This is a genomic window from Tenebrionibacter intestinalis (assembly GCF_016632365.1).
In the GTDB taxonomy this organism is placed as follows: Bacteria; Pseudomonadota; Gammaproteobacteria; order Enterobacterales; family Enterobacteriaceae; genus Tenebrionibacter; species Tenebrionibacter intestinalis.
The window spans coordinates 1-21,030 of sequence record NZ_JAEPBH010000010.1; the positions used below are offsets into that span (position 1 = coordinate 1).

16 protein-coding genes and 1 pseudogene are annotated in these 21,030 nt (G+C 54.4%); 5 read left to right on the forward strand and 12 right to left on the reverse strand.

The features are described 5' to 3' along the window. The 4 genes and pseudogenes from JJB97_RS05200 to JJB97_RS05215 all read left to right on the forward strand — a co-directional run. Positions 1–418, forward strand: a 418-nt coding sequence (locus tag JJB97_RS05200; RefSeq protein ID WP_238712975.1) for an integrase core domain-containing protein, incomplete at its 5' end; no start/stop codon positions are given. A 40-nt stretch (positions 419–458) separates the two neighbouring features. Further along, positions 459–590: pseudogene (locus tag JJB97_RS05205) on the forward strand (ATP-binding protein); the annotation flags it as partial. A 695-nt stretch (positions 591–1,285) separates the two neighbouring features. Beyond that, positions 1,286–2,377 carry a porin gene (locus tag JJB97_RS05210; protein WP_317980907.1) on the forward strand — a complete coding sequence of 364 codons (1,092 nt, stop codon included), beginning with the start codon at positions 1,286–1,288 and terminating at the stop codon, positions 2,375–2,377. Between the two features lie 182 nt (positions 2,378–2,559). After that, on the forward strand, positions 2,560–3,750 hold the full coding sequence (locus JJB97_RS05215; protein ID WP_238712976.1) for an amino acid aminotransferase: 1,191 nt from the start codon (positions 2,560–2,562) through the stop codon (positions 3,748–3,750). A gap of 231 nt (positions 3,751–3,981) precedes the next feature. Here JJB97_RS05215 and JJB97_RS05220 read toward each other — a convergent pair whose 3' ends face one another. The 7 genes from JJB97_RS05220 to cmoM all read right to left on the reverse strand — a co-directional run bounded on the left by JJB97_RS05220 (position 3,982) and on the right by cmoM (position 14,720). After that, positions 3,982–4,614 (reverse strand): MBL fold metallo-hydrolase, encoded by a 633-nt coding sequence (locus JJB97_RS05220; RefSeq protein ID WP_238712977.1) that lies wholly within the window; start codon positions 4,612–4,614, stop codon positions 3,982–3,984. Between the two features lie 34 nt (positions 4,615–4,648). Further along, positions 4,649–5,197 carry a YcbK family protein gene (locus tag JJB97_RS05225; protein WP_238712978.1) on the reverse strand — a complete coding sequence of 183 codons (549 nt, stop codon included), beginning with the start codon at positions 5,195–5,197 and terminating at the stop codon, positions 4,649–4,651. Between the two features lie 303 nt (positions 5,198–5,500). Continuing rightward, positions 5,501–7,270: a L,D-transpeptidase gene (ldtD, locus tag JJB97_RS05230; protein ID WP_238712979.1), complete on the reverse strand. Its 1,770-nt coding sequence runs from the start codon at positions 7,268–7,270 to the stop codon at positions 5,501–5,503. A gap of 200 nt (positions 7,271–7,470) precedes the next feature. Next, a complete protein-coding gene (gene mukB, locus JJB97_RS05235; RefSeq protein ID WP_238713043.1) occupies positions 7,471–11,922 on the reverse strand; it encodes a chromosome partition protein MukB in 4,452 nt (1,483 codons plus the stop codon). Then, positions 11,915–12,634, reverse strand: coding sequence for a chromosome partition protein MukE (gene mukE / locus JJB97_RS05240; RefSeq protein ID WP_238712980.1), 720 nt, complete (start codon positions 12,632–12,634; stop codon positions 11,915–11,917). The genes mukB and mukE overlap by 8 nt, the downstream gene beginning before the upstream one ends. After that, a complete protein-coding gene (gene mukF, locus JJB97_RS05245; RefSeq protein ID WP_238712981.1) occupies positions 12,615–13,937 on the reverse strand; it encodes a chromosome partition protein MukF in 1,323 nt (440 codons plus the stop codon). The genes mukE and mukF overlap by 20 nt, the downstream gene beginning before the upstream one ends. 3 nt (positions 13,938–13,940) lie before the next feature. Next, entirely contained in the window at positions 13,941–14,720 is a 780-nt protein-coding gene (cmoM, locus tag JJB97_RS05250; protein ID WP_238713044.1) for a tRNA uridine 5-oxyacetic acid(34) methyltransferase CmoM, read from the reverse strand. A gap of 133 nt (positions 14,721–14,853) precedes the next feature. On the opposite strand from cmoM, the gene elyC reads away from it, so the two are divergent. Then, positions 14,854–15,627, forward strand: a complete 774-nt coding sequence (elyC, locus tag JJB97_RS05255) for an envelope biogenesis factor ElyC (RefSeq protein WP_238712982.1) — start codon at positions 14,854–14,856, stop codon at positions 15,625–15,627. Here elyC and JJB97_RS05260 read toward each other — a convergent pair. The 5 genes from JJB97_RS05260 to msbA all read right to left on the reverse strand — a co-directional run bounded on the left by JJB97_RS05260 (position 15,610) and on the right by msbA (position 20,997). After that, positions 15,610–16,500, reverse strand: a complete 891-nt coding sequence (locus tag JJB97_RS05260) for a YcbJ family phosphotransferase (protein WP_238712983.1) — start codon at positions 16,498–16,500, stop codon at positions 15,610–15,612. The genes elyC and JJB97_RS05260 overlap by 18 nt on opposite strands. A gap of 357 nt (positions 16,501–16,857) precedes the next feature. Then, positions 16,858–17,619, reverse strand: a complete 762-nt coding sequence (gene kdsB, locus JJB97_RS05265) for a 3-deoxy-manno-octulosonate cytidylyltransferase (protein ID WP_238712984.1) — start codon at positions 17,617–17,619, stop codon at positions 16,858–16,860. Next, entirely contained in the window at positions 17,616–17,798 is a 183-nt protein-coding gene (gene ycaR, locus JJB97_RS05270; protein ID WP_238712985.1) for a protein YcaR, read from the reverse strand. Before ycaR ends, kdsB begins: the two co-directional genes overlap by 4 nt. Before the next feature lie 455 nt (positions 17,799–18,253). Beyond that, on the reverse strand, positions 18,254–19,252 hold the full coding sequence (lpxK, locus tag JJB97_RS05280; protein ID WP_238712986.1) for a tetraacyldisaccharide 4'-kinase: 999 nt from the start codon (positions 19,250–19,252) through the stop codon (positions 18,254–18,256). Beyond that, entirely contained in the window at positions 19,249–20,997 is a 1,749-nt protein-coding gene (msbA, locus tag JJB97_RS05285) for a lipid A ABC transporter ATP-binding protein/permease MsbA (protein WP_238712987.1), read from the reverse strand. Before msbA ends, lpxK begins: the two co-directional genes overlap by 4 nt. Positions 20,998–21,030 lie beyond the last annotated feature (33 nt).

Genomic DNA, 21,030 nt, shown 5'->3' on the forward strand with positions numbered 1-21,030 from the left:
CATGATCGTTGGATGGCGGGTCTCATCATCAATGGAGACGACGTTCGTCCTGGATGCGCTGGAGCAGACGCTGTGGGCCCGTCGCCCAGCGGAACCCCTCCATCACAGCGATAAAGGCTCGCAGTACGTCTCACTGGCATACACCTGGCGGCTTCAGGATGCCGGGCTGCTGGCATCGACAGGCAGCACAGGCGACTCTTACGATAATGCAATGGCCGAAAGTATCAACGGACTTTACAAAGCAGAGGTGATACACCGTAAGAGCTGGAAAAGCCACGCAGAAGTAGAACTGGCCACGCTGGCATGGGTGGACTGGTACAACAATCGCAGGCTGATGGAGAGGCTGGGCCACATCCCACCGGCTGAAGCCGAAAAAACATATTATGCTTCCAGAAACTGTAACAATCTGGCAGCCTGAGCTTCCTGTCTTAACTCTCTCCAGGATTACCGGGGCGGTTCAGTTGCTGCACCACTCAACCACAGTGAATATAAAAGGAGAAAGTTACCGGTTGAAGGAAAAACGCAAAGCTGGAGTGTTGGCTAAAAACGCAACGCCAATCAGTGATGATGAAATGGCGGAAAGCGGATAACAGAAGTGATCAAATAGCGGACATTAAAAATGGCGAAAAATGGCCATAAATCTTGGCGTTGACAGTGTCCCTTAATCCAGCCTGGATGAACGGAACATCCACTGAGCCCGCATGACAATACCGCACTGGCTTTTCATACCCGCTTTTGTCATGCGCTTTTTTCTTTATTTACCCGACGCCCGCATAATGAGACCAGAATAGCGATTTTTGCAAATTCAGGGCGCGCCGAAAATATGTCTGAATGTGTCTTTAAAATCACTTTATAGATACATTTCCCGGACAAAATACGCGATTTAATCAACAAATTTATATCAACGTCTGCCAGGAATTTTACATTAAGAACAATCAAGAAAAGTGAAGCGATGAAATAACATAACTGAATGCAGATCGTTTTATTCTTCCTTAAAACATCCTTATTTTCAGTGAGATATATAAATAAGTTTTGCTATTTTCATCCATTTTCTGAAATTTGAGGTATCTCACAAAGTTCCCGCAAATACACATTTAGAAACACATATTTTCTTGTTGATACGTTTTATGCATATTTGTATCATTTTACGGCTAGCGCAACGGTATCTCCGATGGAAAGATGCCGTTCAGACACAGAAAGACACTAAACTTTCTTCAATAGTTACGTAAGGAATTATTGACGGCAGTGGCAGGTGTCCATAAAAAACCAATGAGGGTAACAACTAATGATGAAGCGTAATTTCCTGGCAGTGGCTATTCCTGCCCTACTGGCTGCAGGTTCAGTCAACGCAGCAGAAATCTATAACAAAAACGCTAACAAGCTGGATCTGTACGGCAAAGTTGCGGCAGAGCACTCATGGGTAACTAACGGCAACAACACCACCAATAAAGACGGCACTTACGCGCAGTTGGGCTTTAAAGGTGAAACTCAGATTAACGATTCCCTGACCGGCTACGGCCAGTGGGAATACCGTGCGTATGCCAACACCGAAGAAGGCAATCAGGTTAACAAAACGCGCCTGGCTTATGCGGGTCTGAAAATTGCTGATGCGGGTTCTCTGGACTATGGCCGTAACTACGGCATCGTTTACGATGTTGAATCCTGGACCGATATGTCGCCTTCTTTCTCTGGCGAAACCTGGGCAGGCAGCACCGATAACTACATGACCAACCGCACCACCGGCGTGCTGACCTATCGCAACAGCGATTTCTTCGGTCTGGTTGACGGCCTGCACTTCGGCGCGCAGTACCAGGGCAAAAATGAAGGCCGTAGCGTAAACCAGCAAAACGGCGACGGTTTCGGTTTCTCTCTGGGCTATGACTACGAAGGTTTCGGCATCATCGGCGCCTACAGCAAAGCTGACCGTTCAGACAAGCAGGCAGCCGATGGCGAAGGCAAAAACGCTGAGTCCTGGGCGATGGGTCTGAAATACGACGCGAACAATATCTACCTGGCCGCCGTATACTCCGAAACCCGTAATTTGAACTATGTATCTGATGGTATCGCCTATACCGCACTGAACAAAACGCAGAACTTTGAAGCGATTGCGCAGTATCAGTTCGACTTCGGCCTGCGTCCGTCCATTTCTTATGTGAAGAGCAAAGGTAAAGATCTGCCAGTTGGCGCTAACGGCTACTCCGATGCCACCCTGGCTGAGTACGTGACTTTAGGCGCGACTTACTACTTCAATAAGAACTTCAGCGTATACGGCGACTACCGTATCAACCTGCTTGACCAGAACGCGTTCACGCGTGATTACGGCAGCTACGTAGGCGTTGACGATCAGGCTATGCTGGGTGTCGCTTACCAGTTCTAATCCGGGATAACGTATAAACGTTTTCTAAAAAACAGGGCTTCGGCCCTGTTTTTTTACGCCTGAAGTCAAACTGTTAAAGTAATTTGACCTTGCACGCTCTTTTTCATGCAAACGGTTGGCATTTTATTCGCCAGGCGGTAACCTGAAAAACGAATCTCTTCTGATATCAATGGAACCTCGTCATGTTTGAAAACATTACCGCTGCCCCTGCCGATCCTATTCTTGGACTGGCCGATCTGTTTCGCGCCGACGAACGCCCAACCAAAATTAATCTCGGTATCGGGGTTTACAAGGATGAAACGGGCAAAACACCAGTTCTGACCAGCGTGAAAAAAGCTGAACAATATTTGCTGGAAAATGAAACCACAAAAAACTACCTGGGAATAGACGGCATTGCGGAATTTGGCCGCTGCACTCAGGAACTGCTGTTTGGAAAGGGTAGCCCCCTTATTGAAGAGAGGCGTGCAAAAACGGCGCAAACGCCGGGAGGTACTGGCGCACTGCGTGTGGCTGCAGACTTCCTTGCACAAAATACTGCGGTAAAACGCGTCTGGGTGAGTAACCCCAGTTGGCCTAATCATAAGAGCGTGTTTGGCTCAGCGGGGCTGGAGGTGTGCGAGTACAGCTATTACGACGCGCAGAACCATGCGCTGGACTTTGATGCGCTGGTAAACAGTCTCCAGGCCGCGCAGGCAGGCGATGTGGTATTATTCCACGGCTGCTGCCATAACCCTACGGGTATCGACCCAACGCTGGAACAGTGGGAGAAACTGGCCGCCATGTCGAAAGAGAAAGGCTGGCTGCCGCTATTCGACTTTGCCTACCAGGGCTTTGCCCGGGGGCTGGAGGAGGATGCTGAAGGCTTGCGCGTCTTTGCCGCAACGCATAAAGAACTCATTGTCGCCAGTTCCTACTCTAAAAACTTCGGCTTATATAATGAGCGCGTAGGCGCCTGTACGCTGGTTACCGCTAACGAAGAGCAGGCCGGACGCGCGTTCAGCCAGATGAAGGCGTGCATTCGCGCCAACTACTCCAACCCACCGGCGCACGGCGCGGCCGTAGTGGCGACCATACTCAGCAATAACGCGCTGCGCGCTATCTGGGAGCAGGAGCTAACCGATATGCGCCAGCGTATCCAGCGTATGCGTCAACTGTTTGTCAATACGCTACAGGAAAAAGGCGCAAATCGTGATTTCAGCTTTATCATCAGGCAAAACGGTATGTTCTCTTTCAGCGGACTGACTAAAGAGCAAGTTTTACGTCTGCGTGAAGAATTCGGCGTCTATGCCGTAGCATCTGGCCGCGTCAATGTAGCAGGCATGACGCCAGATAATATGGCGCCGCTTTGTGAAGCCATTGTTGCCGTACTCTAAACATACGGCGTGCTGAAAAAAGAGCCGCATCGCGGCTCTCAGAATGATGACAAAGCGGACAAAACACGCCTGCGCTCGCTTTGCAGCTAACAGACAAAAATAATTTCGCTGATTTCCCGGGTCTATTTTACTGATATTTTCAGGCTAAAACGCCACAGGGTTGCGCCTGCGGCCATAAGCCGCCTGGCAGGCGGCTTTATAACCCTGGTCCTGAGGTGGCCAGGCCCGGCGTTAAGCCTGCAAAAAAGGATTGTGTCGTTTTTCATCGCCCAGCGTGGAAAGCGGGCCGTGGCCGGGAATAAACGTTATCTCGTCCCCCAGCGGCAGCAGCTTATTTTTAATCGACGCGATAAGCTGGTTATGGTCACCGCGAGGAAAATCAGTTCGGCCAACGCTGTCTTTAAAAATTACGTCTCCGGATATCAACAGCTTTGAAGAGGCGTCAAAAAACACGACATGTCCCGGCGTATGGCCCGGGCAGTGCAGTACCTGCAACCGGATTTTTCCAACGGTAACGGTATCGCCCTCTTCCAGCCAGCGATCGGGCGTCAGCGGTTGACACTCTTGCAGACCAAACATTTTGCTCTGCTGGGGCAAACCCTGAAGCCAGAATTCATCTTCTTTTTGTGGCCCGACGACAGGAACCGAATAATGCTGCGCCAACTCCGCAGCCGCACCGACGTGATCGAGATGACCATGCGTTAGTAAAATTTGCGTCACTGTCACGCCCTGTGCATCGACTTCCTGTTTAATGCGCCCGGCATCTCCTCCGGGATCGACCAGCGCCCCCAGGCGTGTCTCAGGGCACCCAATTAATGTACAGTTCTGGGCAAACGCCGTGACCGGAATAATGTGATAAATCATACCGTGTTTCTGGCCCTGGCCAGACCTCCGTTAATTACCAGTGCCTGACAGGCCCGGTATCTATGTGCACAAAGTTGCTGCGCGGGTAGTATCCCACACCGCCTGCCCTCATTGCCAATGCAGCTTTACGCACGTTACTTAACGCAACGCCTTCAATATGAAAATCCATCGCTCTGCCTTTAGTGTGATAGCTGTTTTTCGCCACGCCGCGGCTGTGCGCGCGCAGATTGCTGTTGGTTGCCAGCGAGCGATAACCTGAAATGAGCTGAACCTGTTTACGGGTGCCAAGCAGCCCCTGAAGGCGGAACAATTGGTCAAACAGTTGAGGATCTATCGTTTTCACTTTATTGGCTCGATAATCGCGGAAGAAATAGTTAAGACGGGCCAGTTCATCCTGAATGTAGCCTCTGCCATCAAAAAATTCGGCTTTAATCGTCTCACCGGTATGAAGGTTGTTTAGCGTCAAAATACGCGGGCGAGGCGTGGAGAGTGTGGCAAACGCGGACGTAGGCAAGAGAGCGGCTCCCAACGCTACGCCACCCAACGCCAGCAGCTTGCGGCGATTTGCGTCTAATTTTTCCATGTTATTCAGGTCTGCAAAATAAAAATGATCGTTATCCCAAAAAATACTTCGGCAGCAACGGCGGGGTTTGGCCTTTTTTTCCAGTGAGTTAAAGCTGTTAACTTAACACTCTGGAAACATCCCGCATCGTGCGGCGCGCGTCGAGCAGTTGGGTATATATGCACTTCTGGCGCACAAACGCACCTTAACCGGCTAAATTCCATGCGTCAAGGTGCCCGGCCCCCGTCAGACGCAGGCCGGGAGATGGCGCCCAACCGTTACTGACATAAAATGACAACTGTTAATGCCCTAAAATTACAGGCATTAACGAATCAATTTTTCTACTTTCGATAATATCTGGCTGCCGGTTCGCGCACTGAGATCGTAATTGTAAATATCTGTTCGATACTGTGTCCTGCCGTCCTTCCCTACAAAAGCGGTCAAATAATAAAGATTAACGGGAATACTTTGGCGAATATTCACATAGCGCGTATTCCCTTCTTTGAGCGTGGAGGAAACCCGGGCATTGTTCCACCCAGCGTCCTGGAGCAGCATATTGGCAAGCTCAGAGGCTTTATCCACCCTGACGCAACCGGAACTGAGCGCACGCGCCGGGCGCTTGAATAAATTATGGTTAGGCGTGTCATGCAGATAGATCGCGTCTGAACTCGGCATATTAAATTTATAACGTCCCAGCGCGTTTGTCGGGCCCGGCGCCTGCTGGAAACGGAAGGGTAAATTAGACGCCGTAATGGAAGACCAGTTAACCATTCGGGGATTCACTGCTTCCGCATTGCTGCTCCAGCCGCGCAATACTTTATAATTGTGTCGCTCAAGATAACCCGGATCGTTGTACAGCTTCGGCAAAATATCATTACGCGCCAGCGTGGGCGGCACATTCCACGGCGGGTTCAGCACCACATTATTAAGCGCGCTGCTCATCATGGGCGTTTTGCGATCCGGGCGACCGACGATAACACGCGACGACAGCGCCGGATTCCCATCTACCCAGTATGTGAGTGAGTAGTCAGGGATATTAACCATAATCCCGGTATCGGTTTTACCTGGCAGAAGACGCAGGCGCTGAATATTGAGCGCCAGCACGCCTGCGCGCACCTGCGGGGTCATATTTAACGCATCGCGAGTCGACGTACCGATCACGCCATCGGCTCCTATTCCCTGCCAGGTCTGAAAGCGTTTTACGGCAGCAACCAGCGTATTGTCATAAATCCTTGAACCTTTTGGGGCTTTAGCATCAGGCCCATCGCCTGGCAACGCAATAGCCGGGCCGCCGTCAAGCATACCGGTGCGAACCAGTATTTCACGCAGCGCAGGCACATCCGCGCTGCGCTGACCCGGGCGCAAGGTAGCGCGGGCTTTCATTTGCGGCCAGGGGCGCGTGTCCGATACCAGTTCCCGCAATGCGGCATGCATCACGCTGTACTGCGGATGATGCGGCGCGAGCGTCGCGACAAAGTTAGCCACCGTACCCCGGTCAACGGCAATTTGCCACTGGTTAATGACCGCCAGCGGCGGCGTTTCAGTTTTGTACGGCGTCTCGCTATAAAGCCAACGATTACCCTGAGTAGGAATAGAAGAGACAAACTGCAAATAACCAATCATAGCGTCAGACAATACGATATCGCGGGCAATACCGCTGACTGATGGATTGGTTAACAGCTCTACCCAGGCGGTAAATTTCGGCTGAAAACCGGCAATGGCGACTTCAGCAAGCTGCTGCTGAAAAGCGCGTACGGCCTGTGCGTTTTCCCACATCGGCTTCATATCGCGCGCGGCATACAACAGCGAAAGCGCGCTCAGGTAAGTGGGCGTGTAGCCGGAAGGGAGATGAGAGAGAAGCTGAGTCTGGGATTGCACCGCAGCCATACCGCCGTCAGGCGACCCCATCAAGCCAACCATAGCAGGCGACGGCATCATCTGATCGTTCATACTAAACGGTTGCGCAGTTTCGGCGGCCGAAGCGTCTGTAGGGATCACTTCCGGTTCGTCTGCCTGAACGACAAGCGTTAACAGGCTCAGGACCAGACCAGCAACGGCCGACCTTCGAAAACGACATAATTTCGTGAGCAACATCCCTTGCCTCCTGGTTGATCATTGCCTTTTCGACAGACTTATACTGAGTATATAAAGAGAGTTTCCCTTCTGCTCGTCGTAGTGTAAAGAAATTTAGCGCTGATAAAAATCAAAATATCAATTATGTTAAACCTGTTATTTTAACGAAACAGCCCTCTCTCTGTTCAGAGAAAGGGCTGTTTCAGGGCGGCGCGATTTATTCAGGAGGCATCCGCCGCGCGGGCAGGCAGGGTTTCCGGCAGCGGGGTTGCAAAACCACGCAGCCCAACGACGTGAACATGCTCCTGATTCTGAATGACTTTACGCACAAGCTTATAGGTCGTGCCTTTTTCCGGGCTGATGTTTTCAGGCGCCGCGATAATCAGTTGCATCTCCAGACGCTCGCACAGCTCGAACAGCGTATTAATAGAGCGAGCGTCAAGTCGCGCCGCCTCATCCAGAAACAGCAGACGACACGGCGAAATGTCCTTGCCGCGCAGGCGACGGGACTCCTCTTCCCATGACTGCACGACCATCACCAGGATAGACATACCGGTACCAATGGCTTCACCGGTGGACAGCGCCCCGCTCTCGGCCCGCAGCCAGCCGTCTGAACCACGGTTAACTTCCACTTCCATTTCCAGGTAGTTGCGATAATCCAACAGCTCTTCACCGATAGTTTGCGCAGTGCGGTTTCCCATCTCAATCTGCGGATTCAGACGCTGCCACAGCTTCGCCAGCGCTTCGGAAAATGTCAGGCGGTTGCTGTTAAACAGATCCTGATGCTGGCCGTGCTCTTCAGACAATACATCAAGCAGCATAGAGTGCGTTTCGCGCACGTTAACGTTCAGACGCACGCTGTTAACCTGACCAAAGGAGACGCTTTGCAGCCCCTGGTTTAGCATGCGAATGCGGTTCTGCTCGCGCTGGATGGTTTTACGGATGATGTTCGCTACGCTGCGGGAGCTTATCGCCAGCTTCTGTTCACGCGCGGTCAGTTCCTCAGTCAGGCGGCTCAGCTCAATTTCCATCTGTTCGATGGCCTCAACCGGATCGTCGGTGCGAATAATATCCTGACGAATGCGCTCGCGCAGATGCTGGTATACCGCCACAAAGAACTGGATCTTACGTTCAGGACGCCTGGGATCTTCCGACAAACGCAGCACATCGCGCAGATGCTCATTATCCGCCACCGCCAGACGCAGCGCGCCAAGCGCCTTATCCGACATAGAACGCAGATTGTCGCCAGACTCGTACGCCAGCTCACGACGGTGCAGGCGGCGCTCAACGCCGTTTTCCTTCACCATACGCATCACCGCGCACCAGCCCGCCTTCGAGGTCACCACCTGTTCACGCTTTTCAAAATAGTCGCGCTCGTGACGCTTAATTTTACGCGTCAGGTTATCCATTTCCGCTTCGCAGTAGGTCAATTGTTTCTCAAGCTGACTTCTGCGCGAACGGTTATTGCTAAGGGCCGTATGCAGCTCATCACGACGCGCTCTGGCACGCTCTTCGGCGCCGGCATCGGCGCGCACGCCGATATCCTTAAGCTCTTTATACAAATCGGCAAGCAACTCGCGCTTGGTGTCATACGAGCTTTTGAGCGAGGCCAGTAACTGGCTGTACTGGCTAAGCTGGGCTGCATGGCCGCGTAGCGCTTCACGGGCGCGGCTCCGTTCCGCTTCTGCCTGCTCCAGACGCTGGCGCAGCTTCTCATTGAGATCGCTGTTGCCGCTGAGCATCTGCGCTGAGTCGCTGTAGCTAAAGTGAGCGCGACGCTGCACCACTTCGGTCAGCGCAAACGCCTGCTGGCGCGCCTCACGCTGAACCTGCTGCGCGCGCTCGTAATCCTGTTTCAGTTGTTCAAACTGTTCAGGATCGTTTTGCAGTACCGAGGCTACCAGCTCAAGCTTTGTGAGCTGATTGCCATGCTGCTGAATAAAGTGCGCCGCCTCCTGCGCTTCATCCAGGCGCGCCTGAATTTCATCGCGGCGGTCGCCCAGCGTGTCGTCTTCGAGCAGGTTCAGGCGCGGTAGCAGGCGGTTGAGCTGGGCAATCCCCTCTTTTGCCTGCTCAAACTGGCTGCGCTGCTGTTGATTATCGTTTTCATGAGCGCTGATTTCGCGCTCGATTTCCCCCCGACGACCGTTCAACTGACGGATTTCCGCCTCCGGGTCATCCTCAAAGGCAACAGACAGATGCTGACCGATAAAGCGGCTGAAGGCCTGATGAAGGCGCTGGGTTTTCTGTACGTCAAAAGAGAGCGTTGCATAGCGCTCCGCCAGCGTTTCACGCTCGGCATGCAGCGCCTCAATACGGCTTTCACGCGCCGCGCGTCCAAACAGCGGCAGCGTCGGGAAACGTGAGTAACGCCACTGGCGGTCGGCCACTTTCACAACGACCGCTTTTTCCAGTTCTTCGGCGCTGAACACGCTGTCGTCAAAGGACTGCGGATCGCCTTCAATGAGATATAAATCTTCCGGGCAGTCTTCCAGACCGTCGAGCTGCTCGCGCACCCGCGACAGATCCGGCACGACAATCGCATGGCGTGACGGCCCGTACAACGCTGAAAAATAGGGCGCGTCATCAAGGCTGACGTCATCATAAATTTCAGACAATAATACGCCGCCAAAGCGTTCAGCCAGCGCGTTAAGGCGCGCGTCTTCGGCGCCGCCCGGCTGGCTCAGGCGTTCAATTTCTTCATCAACGGCGTTCTTACAAGCGCTGACTTCGTCACGCTCAACGGTCGCTTCACGCTCACGCTCCAGTATCTGCTGGAGATATTCGGTTACGTCAGAAGCGCTTTCAAACTCGGCCCCGCTCTGCTCGCAAAGCTGGTGAAGACCGTTTTGGGCGGCAAGCCAAATCGGCGCGCGCTGGGTCAGCAAACGAATGCGTCCCTGAATCTGCTCCAGCTCCTGGCGCAGCGACATACGCTGCTCGCTTGCAGCCGACACATTGTCCTGAAGCGCCGCAATGCGCTCTTCCAGCTCTGCGGCAAATGCTTCGAGCTCATCCGGCTCAAAACCGCGCCCCTGACGCTTGCAGAATTCACCCAGCAAACGTTCGGCGTCCTGCTGCTCGCGCAGGCGCTGCTCCAGCTCGTTAAGCCGCAGACGCAGCCCCTGAAGCTGCTGCGCCTGATGGCGCTGCTCTGAGGCATCGCGCAGCAAATTGCGCGCGACGCTCCAGGCCTCGCTGCGGCTCACCGGGCCATTAATGGCCGTAACAAGTTGATAAGCTTCCTCAAATTGCGCGTGTGCGGCGCGCGAAACGCTCATCTTCTGATCGAGAGACAACAGTTTTTCGGTCGCTTCCTGCTCTTTAGCCTGGAAGGTTTCCAGCCACTCGTCGGCGCTTTCCGCGGACAAATCCGGTAGATGGCACAGCTCACGGGCACGCTCCAGCGCCTGTAGCGCCTGCTGATACTGAATGGCGCGCGTTTGCTGTACGTCCAGCGCCTGTTGATAGTCGGCAAGCTGGCTTTTCAGTTCATCCACCTCAAGCTCTGCGGACTCGGCGCGGGCCTCGTTCTCTTCCTGCCGCTCCTGCGCTTCGCCAACCACTTCAGTTTGTTCTTCAAGGCGCGCCTGCAACTCTTCAAGATCCGCTTCGTAGCGCTCGATTTTTTCCTGCTGGCGCAGCGCGGTTTGCACCAGGTTCAGGTGATCGCTTGCGGCCTGATAGTCGGTTTCAAGGTCGCCTTCAGCCCCCGCGTGCTCCGCCAGTTCGCGCGCCATCTCAACATGCTTAAACTGTTCTGAGCACAGTTGCTGGCGGCTGGTATTCATTTCACGGCGCAGCTCCAGCGCCTGATCGAGATGAATACGCCTTTCATTGGCGTGGCGCATATAGTCTGCCGCCACATAGTCAGTCGCTTCGGATATCAGGTGTTTAAACAGATCGCGATCGGACTGAGTAACGCGGATGGCTTCCAGCGTCATGCGGTTTTCACGCAGCGCGGCCTCCATGTCCTGGAAAGCCTTACGCACGCCGCCGTTTTCCGGCAGCAGATAATCGCGCAGCGACCGGGTAATGGCGCTGGAAATACCGCCGTAAAGCGACGCTTCAATCAGCTTATAATATTTGCTGCGATCGGAGGCTGAACGCAGGCGGCGCGCCACCACGCCCAAATCAAACATCAGCGAGTGATAGTCGGTAATAGAGTTAAACTGCTTAAACTGTACGCCTTCAATGGCTTCGACTTTATCTTTTAGCTCATTGAGCGCCAGCACGCGCGCCTGGCGATTGCTCAGCGTTTCAGTCACAAGCTGCGTGGGGAGAATGGATGTCGGTAAACCCTGGATGGCAAACGGTTTAATATCCACTTTGCGATCGCGCCCGGCAACCTGCTGCAAACGCACGCCCACCAGCACCCGCTGGCGACGCGAGTTCACGACATCAAGCATGGAATAGCAAACGCCAGCCCTGAGCTTACCGTGCAGGCCCTTATCGCGCGAACCGCTGGTGGCCCCCGCCTCAGTCGTATTACGGAAATGCAGCAGCGTCAAATCAGGAATAAGCGCTGTAACAAAGGCCGCCATTGTTGTCGATTTGCCGGCGCCGTTGCCGCCTGAAAGCGTGGTGACCAGTTCATCAAGATCGAACGTGCGCGCGAAAAAGCCGTTCCAGTTAATCAGGGTCAGCGAGCGAAATTTACCGCGTTCAATCATTTTCATCCCCGGCGTTGTCATCATCCTGACGGGCATCGTCGCTCTCGTCATCGTTCAGTTGCAGATGGTTTTCGACAGGCATTGCTTCACCGTCGCGAATCAGGCGCTTTTGCGCTTCGCGCGCATCGTCGCCGCTACGCACGTCTGCGCCAAAGCGGAACACCGATTCAGTAATGCGAAACTTACTGCTGTCATGCCCGGTAAACCAGATCATGCCGAGGCGACGCAGGCGAGTGAGCGAAGAGCGCACTTTCTCCTGTAATTTTTGCCTGTCCAGATCGGTGCCGGTGGAACGGTTATTCACAAGCTTTAACAGCTTGCTTTCATCCGCCAGCGCCAGCAGTTCATCGTAAAGCTCCTGCTGCGTGAAAATCCCCTCGTTCGCCAGGCGCTCCGGGCTGAGGTAGAGATAACAAAGGATTTTTCCTACCAACATATCCAGTTCAGAAAGCACCGAGCGTGAAATAAGGGTGGTGGAACGCGGGCGCAGGTAGAAAAAACCTTCCGGCGCGCGAATAAGCTCTACATTGTAACGCCCGTAAAACTCTTCGAGCGGCTCCTGGAAGTCCATCAGAAAAGCGTGGTTATCCAGCTCATCCAGACCAATATGTTTACCCGCGCGCAGTTGGCTATCCAGCGCGGGAAAAAGTGGGTTGACTAACGCCTGCGCCAGCTTAACCGGCATAAATTGTTCAATATTTGTCAATGACATGCGCCTGTACTCTGGCTCCGTAATCATTAATCGGCTGCCAGGAGGCTGGCAGGCCAATAAAATCGGCTTCGGCGACGCCCAGGCGCACGGCCTGGTCAACGACGATGCGCGCCACATCGAAATGGCGCGCGCGCGGATATTGCGTGAGATACTCACGCATCACAATGCTGAGATCCAACGGCATATTTTGGGTTTTGTAGACCGCCAGCGCAGCCTCAATCATGGCCGCCAACTGTTCGCGAATCTCATTAAACTCTTCAAATTCCAGCTCGGACGGCAGCTCGCCGGTCACTTCTTCATCGCGCAGGGCCATCTCTTCATCACGCATATCCAGCAGGCGATCGGCATTGGCATACGTCAGCGCCCAGGGGGCGTCAAAATAGTTCTGTACCGACTGGCGCAGGCGTTGGGCAAACACGCGGTTTTTATCCATATCGATCGCGGTACGGATAAATTTATGTACGTGACGATCGTAGCCAATCCACAGATCAATAGCCTGCTGCCCCCAACTGGTAATGCGGTCGAGCTTGGTTTGCAGATCAAACACCAGGTTGTCGATAAAGTGTAAATTATCCATACCCATCGCCGCCTCCTGGATACGCAGCAGGTTGGCCTGCAGCTTATCGCCTGCGGCCTCAAGCGTATCCTGCAATTCACGCAGCGTACCGGACGTTTCCGACAACAGCACTTCACAACTGGAAATAGCTGCGCGCCAGTCTTTATTCAACAGCGCGGCAATATCTTCTTTTACCTGATTTTGCTGCTCGTCCATCACGCGCTGGGTAAGATCGATACTGTCGAAAATCTCCGCTACCGAATATTTTAACGGCGCAAATACATGGCGATGCCAGTGAAATTCGTCCCCGCCCTCGGCGGCGGCGGCGGCGGCGCTTTTCAACTCGCCGGCCACCACGGAAAGCTGCATAGATAGACGCAGCGTGGAGAACTCTCGCTGGCGAATATAATAGTCGGTAATGCCAATGCCCAGCGGAGTGAGGCGGTAAATGGCGTTGCCTTCCGCCAGCTCGCTGGTAAAGCGGTTAAACAGGCGCTGGCGCACCATATCATTGATCGCGTTGTTGGCTCGCTGGGCAATAGTTTCGCTGCTCTGTTCATAAACGTCGCTGACGTGGCGAAAAGCGTCTATTAATTCGCCTTCCGTCAGTTCGCCGTCCAGCCGCTCGCCGTTGAGCGTAGCGACCGCCAGCAAAAAAGCGAGCCTGTCGCCCGGCAGCGAAATAGAAAAATCGTTTTTCCTGGCCCAGGCAACCAGTTCAGGCACTGTCTGGGAAAAATCACTCATAGCTTATCCCTGGTTCTCCGGCTTTTGCGCAATAACGTGAATATAACGCCCCATACTTATCCAGGGCTCCTGCCGGCAATATTGCGTTTCGAGCGCGAGAAGCTGGTCAAAACAGTCGCGCTGTTGATGCTTTTCACGCAGATAATCATGGAACACCCGCACGCCGGTTTTGCTGGCGATACGCCAGCCCGTTTGTTCAAGCCAGCGGTAAACCTGCTCCGGCTGTAGCGGATTATCAGGCGAAAGGGTGCGTTTTTTCTTTTTCGGCATCCCTGAGCGCACATAAGAGAAGTTTCCCGCCACCATATTGTGCATCAGAAGGCCGTTAGCATTGTAGAACATCAACGACAGCGCGCCGCCAGGGGTCAGATACGACCATAGCGACGCCAGTATCGCGCAAGGGTCGGCCACCCATTCGAGCACCGCATGAAACAATATCAGATCAACCGGGCTTTCCAAATGCTCGCCGACCTGCTGGGCGGAAGAATGTATAAAATGCATGTTCCCGCTCACAGCTTTTTCTTCAGCATGACGCCGCGCCCGCGCCACCATTTCCACAGATAAATCACACAGCGTAACGTGATGGCCCATTTCGGCCAGACGGCAGGCGTTCTGCCCTTCTCCGCCGCCTGCATCAAGCACGCGTAACCTGCGCGGCGCAAAGCCCGCCAGAAGCACCTCCAGATCCTGCCACAAAATGGCCTGACGCAGCCGCCCTTTGGTCGTACCGTAAATATTGCGCGCAAACTTTTCGGCAATGTCGTCGAAATTGCGATCGTTCATCGCCAGCACTCCCTGAGCCATGCGCCCGTTACACAAAGCCGCTATTCTGGCATACCCGGCGGGAGAATGAAGCCTTATGGTGTAATATCGCCGGAATTTCTCGGCCACATGCTTAAAAAAGGAACAAAGCACGATGCTTTTTACGCTGAAAAAATACATTGGCGGCCTGCTGATGCCGCTGCCTTTACTGCTGTTGCTAATGGGCATCGCGATTGCGCTGCTGTGGTTTTCCCGCTGGCAAAAAAGCGCGCGCGCAATATTAACGCTGGGCTGGTTAACGCTGTTGTTGATTAGCCTGCAACCCGTCGCTGATAACATGCTCGCGCGTATTGAAAAACGCTACCCCACCTGGCGCGGCGGCGAAAAGGTCAGTTATATCGTGGTGCTCGGCGGCGGCTATACCTGGAACCCGGACTGGGCGCCCGGCTCTAATCTTACCAGCAACAGCCTGCCGCGCGTTGTCGAAGGCGTACGCCTGTGGTTAGCGAATCCCGGTGCAAAAATGATTTTTACCGGCGCCGCCGCGCCCGCTAATCCAGTCAGCACGGCCGAGGCGGGCGCTCGCGTAGCGCAAAGTCTTGGCGTTCCACGAACGGAAATTGTGACGCTGGATAAGCCCAGGGATACTGAAGAAGAAGCGGCTGGCGTGGCGAAATTGCTGGGCCAGCAGCCATTTTTACTGGTGACGTCCGCATCGCATCTGCCGCGGGCGATGATTTACTTCCACCGACATGGGCTAAATCCTCTGCCAGCGCCTGCTAATCAACTGGCCATCACTTCGCCGCTGCAAATGTTTGAGCGGGTAATTCCATCACCCGTATGGTTGATGCACAGCGATCGCGTCGTTTATGAAACTCTGGGGCAGCTCTGGCAGCAATTAAAAGGCGCATCACAGCCAGGGGAGTAACGCCTTCGCGGCGGCATCAAACGCAGGCCGATTCATGCGCCCACAGCTAACCAGACGCGCAACTTCATTCCACAATATGTACAGCCAGCGCCGCCACAGGAAAGACTCCGCCACCGGCGCGCGCTGCAAATAATGCCACAGCAGGCTTTCCGACATCCCCTGCTCCTGAAGGCGAAACAGATCGTATTCGCGCGGCGCCCACAGTATAGCGCCCGGATTCATCACCGCGCTCAGCCGATCGCTGCGCGCGTCTTTAAGCATACTGCCCAGGGTGAAATTACCGTGTACCAATACGCAGGTGTCGGTAAAATTATCAAACAGCCGCGGCAGCGCTTCACGGCTGCGAAACAGCAGCCGGTTATCCTGCATGGTCAGGCTACCGCTTTTAAGTTTACTCACCGTACTCCACAACACGTCTATCCGCTGGCGATACCAGACTGGCCACCGGTTTTCCTGCGTACTGTCAACATCCCCCACACAGCCCTGACTGTCAATCTGATGCCAGCTCAGCAGGGCCTCAATAATCTCTTCTTTAAGCTGCGCCCAGCGCTGAGGCGTACGAGCGGGCGCTTCAACGGATACTCCGCGCAGACGTTCAATAATCAATACATCCTGACCGGTTATGCCCTCATGGGTAATAACGCCATAAACGGCTGGCATTCTCACCGTAGCATAGCGTGCCAGCAGCGACATTTTCCAGGCGATGCGGCTTGCCACGCCCGGCGCGGCGTAACACTTTGCCAGCAGCGGCATAGCCGTCCCTCTGGCATCATAGACGGACCACAGCGTGGTCTCCGGCGTTTCGCTCACGCACTCCAGCCGACTTAGCGGCTCTCCCAGCAAATGACTCAGTTCAGCGCGCAGTCGCTCCATTTGCGTTAACCCTTATTGAAAGACGGGTCTTTATGATGTGCCTGCAACACACGAATGTCACCCCATCATGTCAATGCAAATGATAAGCGCTAAGAACAAAGGACCCAGCGGATTCGCTTCTGGCAAGCTCGCTGTTATTCGAATGCGCCCGCCCTGACAGCGCAATGGTGTATTCGCCGCAAAAAGGCAAGGCGGTTGACAACCCCAGGGCCGAACAAACTCCGCCTGAAATATCAGAAAGTACACCCCGTAAAATTAACAAGTTGATTGTTAACCACTGACTACAGCGAGGGCAACATACCGTTTTTACCCTTTCTGCCGCCCCCTCTGAGCGTTGTCAGCCAGCGCGCCTGGCGTTCATAATCGCCAGTGCTGGCGCATTTCAGCGCGCACGCGTTCAAGATCTTCAGGCGTATCAACCCCCGTGCCGGGTAGCTGTTTAGCCACGTCAACGTGGATTTTTTCGCCGTACCACAGCACGCGCAACTGCTCAAGCATCTCAATATGTTCCAGCGGGCCTGGCGCCCAGCTAACATAACGCCGGATAAATCCCGCACGATAGCCATAAATGCCGATATGGCGCAGCAGCGTATCGCCAATGCTGTCACGCGACCGGGCGAAGCGATCGCGATCCCAGGGTATGGTGGCGCGTGAGAAATAAAGCGCATACCCTTGCGCATCGCGCACCACTTTTACGACATTTGGATTAAACGCCTCTTCAGCATCGCGTATCGGTACCGCCAGCGTCGCCATACCCACGCCGCTGGCAATCAGGTTATCGGCCACCTGGCGCACGATAACCGGCGGAATAGCCGGCTCATCGCCCTGCACATTCACAATGGGCACGTCGTCGGTAAAACCGCACTTTTCCACGACTTCAGCCAGGCGCTCCGTACCGGATTGATGGTCAGAGCGGGTCATACAAACCTCACCGCCCACGGCCTGTACGGCGCGCGCTACGTCTTTATGATCGGTCGCGACAATAATACGCGCCGCGCCCGCTTCACGAGCGCGATCCAGCACGTGAACAATCATCGGTTTGCCGTTAATGTCTTTCAGCGGTTTGCCCGGCAGGCGCGTGGAGGCGTATCGGGCGGGGATAATGGCGACAAAACTCATGGTCTGCTCTCTTGCGCGCTTAGCGGGCGCGCTTCATTTTCCAGCAATACCGGTATACCGTCGCGCAGCGGAAAAGCCAGCGCATCCGCTTTGCAGATTAACTCCTGCGTTTCTTTATTAAACCAGAGTTTACCGTTGCAAACGGGGCAGGCGATGATTTCAAGCAAGCGATGATCCATAATTCCTCCAGAATGGACCGGGGAGCAAGAGACGCTCAGAATAACACAGGGTCGCCCGGAATTTCCCGGCGTTTGCCCCGCCGCGGCGTCAGAAACGCAGGACGCGATGCCAACACAATGTCGTTTGCGTCCTCCCGGCGGGCAAATTCATCCGACGCGACGCAGACTGCGGATTAGCCCTTCGCCCGGCGTCACCGCCGCTTCCGGCCACAAATTGAAACTACAAGCCTGGCCGGCTTGCGGCGCATTTTAGCGTTCACAGACCCCACCCGCGCGCCACAACATTGATAATATCTTTTTGCAGCAGCGACATGCGAAGAATGGCGGCAAGCAAATTCCGCAGCCGGGCACGGCGAGGCGGCCTTTGCAATAATCCCCCGGCGCGAAGCGCAGGTCAGGGCAAGCTGCAACGAAATTCATGCAGCAAACACGCAACCTTCGGTAAGACTTGCGGCCTACGACAGTTTACCGACCTCCTGGCGCGCAAGCGCGGTCAGTTCCGCCAGCAGCTTCTCTGCCGCCGGGTCAGTTAATTCGGCCTCCACCGGTAAATACCACCAGTCGTCACGGGCAAAAGCCCGGCATTTGACCGCGTCTTTTTCAGTCATCAGCAGCGTTTGCCCCGGTTGATAAAAACGGGCGACCTGCGCTTCGCTCAGCGCCTGATGGTCAGCCAACGCGACGGTTTTCTCCACCGCTACGCCACACTGTTTAAGCGTGGCGAAAAAACGCGGCGGGTGCCCAATCCCCGCCATCGCAACCACATGCTCAAGCTCGCTCACCGGGCGTTTTTCACCGTTTAGCAAGTTTACAGCCTGCCCCGGGCGCAGGCGCATAGCAATTTCACCGGTACGGGCGCCGCCTCCGTTAACAATAACGGCATCCACGTTTTTCAGCCGCCCCGCGCGCTCGCGCATAGGTCCTGCGGGCAGCCACCAGCCGTTGCCAAAACGGCGCACGCCGTCGATGACAACAATTTCTTTATCACGGGCCAACGCATAGTGCTGAAGTCCATCGTCAGCAATCACTATTTGCGGCGCATGCGTTTCAATTAACGCCTGCACCGCTGCGCTGCGCTGCGGCGCAACGGCCACAGGCACGCCGGTACGCTGATAAATCAACACAGGTTCATCACCAGCCTGAAGCGGCGTAGTGGTCATGTCCAGCAGCAGAGGATAGCGTCCTGCTTTACCGCCGTACCCGCGTGAGACCACGCCAACGCGAATGCCACGACGCTGTAGCTGTTCAACCAGCCACACGACCACCGGCGTTTTACCATTGCCGCCGGCGGTCAGATTACCGACCACCACCACCGGCACCGGCGCACGCCAGACTTTACGCCATCCCAGCCGGTAGCTCAGGCGAATCGCGCCGCTGACCAGGCCATATAACAGAGAAAATGGCAGCAGCAGTAGCCAGAGCGCGGACTGGCCAGACCAGATGCGCGCTATCATGCGCCGAACTGCATTTTATACAGTTGGGCGTAAACGCCCTTCTGTGCCAGCAATTCGCCGTGGCTGCCGCGCTCAACGATTTTGCCGTCTTCCACCACGACAATTTCATCCGCCTGTTCAATGGTCGACAGGCGGTGAGCAATCACCAGCGAGGTGCGATTTTTTTGCAGTTCATCCAGCGCAGCCTGAATAGCACGTTCAGATTCAGTATCCAGCGCAGACGTAGCCTCATCGAGGATGAGGATAGGGCTGTCGCGCAGCAGTGCTCGCGCAATAGCGATACGCTGACGTTGGCCACCGGAAAGCAGCACGCCGTTCTCACCGATTACCGTGTCCAGGCCGTTATCCATCTTATTAATAAAGTCCAGCGCATAGGCCATTTTCGCCGCGCGCTCAACATCTTCGCGGCTGTACTGCCCGGTACGGGCATAGGCTATGTTGTTGGCGATGGTATCGTTGAACAGATGGACGTTTTGCGACACCAGCGCAACCTGATTACGCAAGGATGCCAGGGTATAATCGCGAATATCCTGGCCATCCATCAGTATGCTGCCTTCCTCAATATCGTAAAACCGGGTAATCAGGCTGGCGATGGTGGATTTACCCGATCCTGAACGGCCAACCAGCGCCACCGTTTTTCCCGCCGGAATGGTGAGATTGATGTTACGCAGCGCGGGCGTATCACGTCCCGGGTAGGTAAAAGTCACATTGCGAAACTCAATATCACCGCATGAGCGCGCAATTTCACGGCTGCCGCTGTCTTTTTCCTGCTCGGTATCGAGAATAGAAAACAGCGTCTGACAGGCAGCCATACCGCGCTGGAATTGCGCGTTGACATTGGTCAGCGATTTAAGCGGACGCATCAGGGCTATCATGGAGGAAAACACGACGGTGATCGTCCCGGCAGTCAGGCTCGCCATTACGCTCGGAAAACTTGCGGCATACAGTACAAAAGCCAGCGCCAGGGAAGCAATAAGCTGAATCAGCGGGTCGGAAATAGACGATGCCGACACCATTTTCATGCCCTGCAGGCGCATACGGTTACTGACTTTGCTAAAGCGTTCGGCTTCGATCTGTTGACCGCCGAAAATCAGCACTTCTTTATGCCCCTTAAGCATCTGCTCCGCGCTGGTCGTCACCTGCCCCATCGTGTTCTGCATATTTTTGCTGATATTGCGAAAGCGTTTAGAGACGATACGAATGGCGACAGAAACAATGGGCGCCAGCACAATAAGGATGAGCGATAGCTGCCAGCTATAATAAAACATCATGATGAACAGGCCGATTATCGATGCGCCTTCACGCACAACGGTGATAAGCGCGCTGGACGACGACGAGGCCACCTGCTCAGAATCATAAGTGATACGCGACAGCAGCGTACCTGTCGATTGCTTATCAAAGAACGCAACCGGCATTCCCATCATATGGTTAAACAAGCGGCGGCGAATCGTCATCACCACTTTGCCAGAAACCCAGGAAATACAGTAGCTGGAGATATAGCTGGTAACGCCGCGCAGCACCATCAAGCCGATAACTACCAGCGGCATCCATACCAGTACAGAACGATCCGTCTTGCCGAAACCGTCATCCAGTAACGGTTTAAGCAGCGATAACATAAACGTATCGCTGGCTGCGTTGAGGATTAAGGCAACTCCAGCCACAATCAGACCCAGCTTAAACGGCGCAATTATCGGCCAAAGGCGGCGAAAGGTCTGCCAGGTGGAGAGATCTTTATCATTATGCATTGTCGAACCAGCTATAGATGAAATAGCCGCATA

What these genes read in the sequence shown, in the direction of transcription:
- JJB97_RS05225 (WP_238712978.1), bottom strand. Translation starts at nt 5,197, where the DNA reads ATGGAAAAATTAGACGCAAATCGCCGCAAGCTGCTGGCGTTGGGTGGC.
- msbA (WP_238712987.1), bottom strand. Translation starts at nt 20,997, where the DNA reads ATGCATAATGATAAAGATCTCTCCACCTGGCAGACCTTTCGCCGCCTT.
- mukE (WP_238712980.1), bottom strand. Translation starts at nt 12,634, where the DNA reads ATGTCATTGACAAATATTGAACAATTTATGCCGGTTAAGCTGGCGCAG.
- JJB97_RS05210 (WP_317980907.1), top strand. Translation starts at nt 1,286, where the DNA reads ATGATGAAGCGTAATTTCCTGGCAGTGGCTATTCCTGCCCTACTGGCT.
- cmoM (WP_238713044.1), bottom strand. Translation starts at nt 14,720, where the DNA reads ATGAACGATCGCAATTTCGACGACATTGCCGAAAAGTTTGCGCGCAAT.
- JJB97_RS05260 (WP_238712983.1), bottom strand. Translation starts at nt 16,500, where the DNA reads ATGGAGCGACTGCGCGCTGAACTGAGTCATTTGCTGGGAGAGCCGCTA.
- mukF (WP_238712981.1), bottom strand. Translation starts at nt 13,937, where the DNA reads ATGAGTGATTTTTCCCAGACAGTGCCTGAACTGGTTGCCTGGGCCAGG.
- ldtD (WP_238712979.1), bottom strand. Translation starts at nt 7,270, where the DNA reads ATGTTGCTCACGAAATTATGTCGTTTTCGAAGGTCGGCCGTTGCTGGT.
- elyC (WP_238712982.1), top strand. Translation starts at nt 14,854, where the DNA reads ATGCTTTTTACGCTGAAAAAATACATTGGCGGCCTGCTGATGCCGCTG.
- lpxK (WP_238712986.1), bottom strand. Translation starts at nt 19,252, where the DNA reads ATGATAGCGCGCATCTGGTCTGGCCAGTCCGCGCTCTGGCTACTGCTG.
- mukB (WP_238713043.1), bottom strand. Translation starts at nt 11,922, where the DNA reads ATGATTGAACGCGGTAAATTTCGCTCGCTGACCCTGATTAACTGGAAC.
- JJB97_RS05215 (WP_238712976.1), top strand. Translation starts at nt 2,560, where the DNA reads ATGTTTGAAAACATTACCGCTGCCCCTGCCGATCCTATTCTTGGACTG.
- kdsB (WP_238712984.1), bottom strand. Translation starts at nt 17,619, where the DNA reads ATGAGTTTTGTCGCCATTATCCCCGCCCGATACGCCTCCACGCGCCTG.
- JJB97_RS05220 (WP_238712977.1), bottom strand. Translation starts at nt 4,614, where the DNA reads ATGATTTATCACATTATTCCGGTCACGGCGTTTGCCCAGAACTGTACA.
- ycaR (WP_238712985.1), bottom strand. Translation starts at nt 17,798, where the DNA reads ATGGATCATCGCTTGCTTGAAATCATCGCCTGCCCCGTTTGCAACGGT.